Origin of the sequence: Protofrankia sp. Cr1 (assembly GCF_963555865.1) — a bacterium.
GTDB lineage: Bacteria > Actinomycetota > Actinomycetes > Frankiales > Frankiaceae > Protofrankia.
The window spans coordinates 3457-8567 of record NZ_CAUVXO010000219.1 but is presented as its reverse complement, the minus strand read 5'-3'; the positions used below and the strand labels follow the sequence as shown (position 1 = coordinate 8567).

The 5111-nt window shown below is 66.7% G+C and carries 6 protein-coding genes; 5 read left to right on the top strand and 1 reads right to left on the bottom strand.

Annotation, left to right across the window (positions count from 1 at the left end):
* Nucleotides 1-173 precede the first annotated feature (173 nt).
* Nucleotides 174-389: a hypothetical protein gene (locus U9980_RS16715; RefSeq protein ID WP_322752887.1), complete on the top strand. Its 216-nt coding sequence runs from the start codon at nucleotides 174-176 to the stop codon at nucleotides 387-389.
* A 271-nt stretch (nucleotides 390-660) separates the two neighbouring features.
* Here the strand turns inward: U9980_RS16715 and U9980_RS16710 are convergent, their stop codons facing one another.
* Entirely contained in the window at nucleotides 661-1374 is a 714-nt protein-coding gene (locus U9980_RS16710; protein WP_322768767.1) for a DedA family protein, read from the bottom strand.
* A 170-nt stretch (nucleotides 1375-1544) separates the two neighbouring features.
* Between U9980_RS16710 and U9980_RS16705 the strand changes: the two genes are divergently transcribed.
* From U9980_RS16705 to U9980_RS16690, 4 genes are all read left to right on the top strand, one after another.
* Nucleotides 1545-2459, top strand: coding sequence for an AEC family transporter (locus tag U9980_RS16705; protein ID WP_322768766.1), 915 nt, complete (start codon nucleotides 1545-1547; stop codon nucleotides 2457-2459).
* 255 nt (nucleotides 2460-2714) lie between these two features.
* On the top strand, nucleotides 2715-3179 hold the full coding sequence (locus U9980_RS16700) for a nitroreductase family deazaflavin-dependent oxidoreductase (protein ID WP_322768765.1): 465 nt from the start codon (nucleotides 2715-2717) through the stop codon (nucleotides 3177-3179).
* Nucleotides 3176-3733 carry a TetR/AcrR family transcriptional regulator gene (locus U9980_RS16695; RefSeq protein ID WP_322768764.1) on the top strand — a complete coding sequence of 186 codons (558 nt, stop codon included), beginning with the start codon at nucleotides 3176-3178 and terminating at the stop codon, nucleotides 3731-3733. Before U9980_RS16700 ends, U9980_RS16695 begins: the two co-directional genes overlap by 4 nt.
* 210 nt (nucleotides 3734-3943) lie before the next feature.
* Entirely contained in the window at nucleotides 3944-5047 is a 1104-nt protein-coding gene (locus U9980_RS16690) for a hypothetical protein (protein WP_322768763.1), read from the top strand.
* Nucleotides 5048-5111 lie beyond the last annotated feature (64 nt).

The window sequence follows — 5111 nt, the reverse complement described above, 5'->3', positions numbered from 1 at the left end:
TGTCGAAGGGATCGACGCCCTGCTCGACCAGTTCGCTACTCGCTCCAAAGCAAGCTGACGAGCACGCAAGCACGACACGAGACACGTAGAACGCGGGCCTCATGCACTCTTGCTAGCGTCCTGCCCCGTCCGTAACGTGGCGGTCACGGCGATGAGTACCCGTGGAGGCGGCCGTGGCACAGGACAAGGGCCGCGAGAGGCGCAAACGAGAGCTCGGCGGACGCGGGCAGCAAGACGGCCGGGAAGCTGGATTGCGGACCTGCGACACCTGCCGCGGTACCGGCAAGGTACTCAAGGACACCTTGGAGCGTGACGAGGAAGGCGGCTTCACCGGCTCGAACGAAGTCGACTGCACCGTGTGCCAAGGGAAAGGGACGATCGGTGGCTGACGCGACTCCCGTTCTGGCGACGTTCGTCTCACTACGCTGTCCCGATCACCGCCGCGCCCGACGTCGGCCAGGTAATCCGCTCAAGGGCATCCGCGCGGCCGAGGACTGCGAACGGTGTCGGACCGTGTGGGCCGCTGGTTGCGGCCCTGATGCCATCCGGGACGAGGAACCCGGGCCGCCCGAACCTCTGCCGCCGGGCCGGTTCGACGGGCCTAGCTGACCCGGTTTCCACCCGCAAGTCCGTCCTTGCGCAGCCCGCGGGTAGCCGGTGTCAGTCCTGATCGCTCAGCGGACGCGACTGCGGCGAGTGTCGAGGTGCGTCCGAGCTCTGGGCTGGCCGGTTCCCCCGGCGATGGGCCCGCAGCAGCTCGAAGGCGATCGGGATGACCGAGAGCAGCACGATCCCGATGAAGATTCCCTCCACGTTGTCCGCCACGAAGTGGACCTTGCCGAGGAAATATCCGATCACTGTGACGCCACTACCCCACAGCAGCCCACCGATGATGTTGAAGGTGCTGAAGAGCCGGTAGTTCATGCCGCTGACGCCCGCGATGATCGGGGTGAACGTCCGGACGATCGGCACGAAGCGGGCAAGAATGATCGAACGGGGTCCGTAGCGCTCGAAGAAGTCGCGGGCCTTCTCCACGTTCTCCTGTTTGAACAGCCGTGAGTCGGGACGCCGGAACAGGGTGGGGCCGACCTTGCGTCCGAACAGGAAGCCGGTCTGGTCGCCGAGGATCGCGGCGATCGAGATCAGGAGACAGGCGAGCCACAGCGGAGTGGACAACGTGTGGTTGGACACAAGCAGACCGACTGTGAACAACAGCGAGTCGCCGGGCAGGAAGAACCCGACCAACAGGCCGGACTCGGCAAAAACGATCAATAGGACGACGATCAGACCCGCCTTGGCCAGATGCTGCGCATCCAGAAAGCTCGGGCCGAGCGCGAGGGTGTTCGAGGCGATCGTGGACACTGAAGCAGACACTGTGCTGGGCCTCCGGAGCGGCTCGGGACGCAAAGGCGGCTGGCGGCCGATTCGGTTCCCACCTCGACCGGGCACTCTTCGCAGACGGCAACGAGCGTATCCAGCAACGCCGGCGCGGCCGAATACGGCCCGCTGTGGGGTTCCGACCAACGCCTGACAGGATGCCGGACGTGTCCGCCCTACTCGTCCTGGTCGTTGGTCTGATGGCGGGCATCGTGGCGGGCAGCGCGGCACGACGGCGCGGCCAGCTGGCCGATGACGCCCATCAGATGGTCACTTTCTGGGTCCTCGACGTCGCCCTTCCCGCCCTGGCACTCCGCGTCTTACACAGCGTGGTGTTCCCAGCCAATCTACTGCTCATCATCGCCGGCCCGTACCTGCTGTTCGTCGTCGGCGCGACGCTGTTTCTCTGCATCGGCCGTGTCCTGCGCCTGCGCCGGGACGTCGTCGGTGCGCTGATCGTCACCGCCGCTGTGGCCAACACATCCTTCGTCGGCATACCGATGGTCACGGCCTTCTTCGGGGCGGACTCGGTACCGGTCGCGCTTCTCGTCGACCAGCTCGGCTCGTTCGTCATCGTCGGGACGGTGGTCATCGCGGTGGCGGCCACGGCCTCGGGGGCCGGTGTCACCCGGATGGAGATCGTCCGTCGGCTGTTCACGGCGCCCGCCCTGATCGCGCTGCTGACCGGGCTGATCCTGCGTCCGGTGGCGTTTCCGGGCTGGCTCACCGAGGCGTTGACGGCCCTCGGCTCGACGCTCACCCCGCTGGCGTTGTTCTCGATCGGCCTGCAGCTGCGCATCGGCGCGCTGCGAACCTGGCGCCGGGAGCTCGCGATCGGCCTGCTGGTCAAGCTCGTCATCGGCCCCGCCCTGGTGTTCGGGGCCTACGCCCTGACCGGCTCTCTGGACGACCACGGGGTGCAGGTGGCGCTGTTCGAGACCGCGATGCCACCGATGGTCGCCGGGGCGATGATCGCCACCCGTTACGACCTGGCGACGCCGCTGCCGAGCCTGATGGTCGGCGTCGGGGTGCCGGCGTCCCTGCTCACGCTGCCCATCTGGTCATGGATCCTGCAGGGCTGACGGTGCGCTGTCCCACTGGAGTGGATACCCGCCGGCCTGGCCTCCGAAGGATGTGAATCTGCTGCTATGGGAGCAGCACGAAAGTCACATCGTTGGGACGAGCAGTGGCGCGCGGGGTTCGGACGAGCGGTGGCGTGCGCAGGGCCACCTTGACCCAGCTAACACCGTTAGCTACCGTCTTGCTAACGCTGTTAGCCACGCCACGATGGCTCGCACGAAGGCTCGCACGAAGGCTCGAGAGCAAGGAGTCCCGCCGTGTCCGAGACGTCCAGGACCCATTACCGCAAGCCCGGATGGTTCACCCAACACATTGCCAACAACCTGGTCATGCGCCTTACCCGGGCCGGAGTCAGCATCTGGGGCAGCCGCATCCTGGAGGTGCGGGGACGAACCAGCGGGCAGCCTCGTCAGGTGCCCGTCAACGTGCTCACCCATGACGACAGGCAGTATCTGGTCTCGGCACGCGGTGAAGGCCAGTGGGTGCGCAATCTACGCGCCGCCGACGGCCAGCTCGACCTCCTACTCGGCCGCCGCCGGGAACACCGCAGCGCCCACGAGGTTGCCGATGTGGCCAAGACGCCTATTCTGCGCGCGTATCTTCGCCGCTGGAAGGCTGAGGTGGGAGTGTTCTTCGACGGTGTCAGCGCGGACTCGTCCGATGACGAGATTGCCCGGATCGCCCATAAGCATCCGGTGTTCGTCCTCGACCCGGTCTCATGACCCGACCCGCGCCCGCCCGGCAGCGGGCCTTCACCCCGCGCGCCATCGAGATTATTTCGGCCGGCCGGCGACTGCTCGAAGCCGACGGGCCGACCGCCCTGACCATGCGCCGCCTCGCCGCCGAGCTCGGCATCCAGGCGCCGTCGATCTACAAGCACTTACCCGGCAAGGACGCGCTTGAGCTGGCCCTGCTCGAGGATGCGCTGACCGAGATCGGCCAGGACCTGCATGAGGCGGTGCGTCACGGCACAGCACACAGAGTCATCCCGGCGGTTCTTGCCGCATACCGCGAATACTGCCTTGCCCATCCAAACCTGTACCGACTGGCCACCGGCTCCCGCCTGCCCCGCGCCGCGATGACGCCGGGTCTGGAGGCCTGGGCCGGCGAACCGTTCGTCCTGGCGACCGGCGACCCCCACCTGGCACAGGCGCTATGGTCCTTTGCTCACGGCATGGTCATCCTCGAGCTCGACCGGCGCTATCCTGACGGCTCCGACCTGCGCCGGACCTGGGACGCGGGCGCCGACGCGTTCACGTCAGCGTGCCGACGCTAGGACAGTTTCTTTGTCGGCGCACTGGCACCGCCCGGTCTGGAACTCTCAGTACCAGCATAAGCTCGTTCTGTTTCGTTTGGAGTCCGCGGCTCAAGCTGGTCCTTGCATCGTGCATCGAGGCCGCAGGAGGGCGATCGGAATGGCAATTACAAGGAGCGGGGATACGCCGCTTCCCTGCATGCCCGATACGGGTGGACCGGGGAGACGACCGTGAGCACCTGGATGGCGACCACGGGCTTTCTGAGCGGGCTCGTTGTCCTGGCCGTGACCGGCCGCAGCGTGCTTGGGACCGCGGTCGCACCCCGCGGCCGGCCATCGCGGCTCGTCTTCGCGACGGTACCCGTACTGATCCGTGGATCACAGCGCATCAGCCGGAGGCTGCCCAGCAAGCGGATTCATCGTGCGGTCCTCAGGACGGTCAGCCCGATCGCGCTACTTTTCCCTCCGCTCATGTGGGCATCAGGCACGGTGGTCGGGATGGCGCTGCTGGCGGCGTCGGTCGGGGCCGCTCCCGCTGACATCCGCGCGATGCCATACGTGCTGGGCCAGCTCGATGATCCCAGATGGACCGGCCACGGCTTCCCACTGGCGGTATACGGCTGCCTGATTTTGATCTTCATCGTGTTGGCGACCAGGATCACAGCGGTTGCGTCCGCCTACCAGCGGCGTGAACGGTTCCTGTGGGCGCTGGCCTGCGAAGCTCGGTCATGCCTGGACGCCGAGGACGTCATCGTCGCCCATATTCATGGTGGAACGCCGGATTCCCTGGATCGCATGATGAACGCCTGGCAACTCTGGATCGCGGACCTCCGCGTCAGTCACACGAGCTACCCCGAGTTGCTCACCCTGCCGTCGTCACCCGACTTGTCCTGGCTGGACGCGACTCTGGTCATCCTGGATGTGGCGGCACTCATGGATGCCCTCTCACCGGGGACCAAACCGCCACCGACACGCCCGCTGCTCGTCGCGGGCTGCGCGTTCGTCCAGGCGATGGCCAAGGACCTACAGGTCAGTGCTGTCCGTTCAACGCCGAGCCTGTACGGGCGGGAGGAGCGGTCCTTCCGGACGACCATCGCCAGGCTGGCCGATGCCGGAATCCACGCCGAACGGGACTATCGGACGGCCCGAGCCACCTTCCAACGGTGGCGGTCAAGGTACGCGCCGTACACGGCCGCGCTGACGGACCTCATGTGCGCGCAGGATGGCCTGCCGGTGAGCGAACTGATGCCTATAGCACCCTTCGAGTCGTTCGTCAGCAATCTTGATATTTCCGCGGAGGAACTGTCTCAAGCTTTCGCGCCACTGGCGCGATAACCGGGGCCTGGTCGTGCCTGCGCCCGCGGGCTCCCCTGTGCCCGCGGGCTCCCCTGTGCCCGCA

What these genes read in the sequence shown, in the direction of transcription:
- U9980_RS16695 (WP_322768764.1), top strand. Translation starts at nt 3,176, where the DNA reads ATGACCCGACCCGCGCCCGCCCGGCAGCGGGCCTTCACCCCGCGCGCC.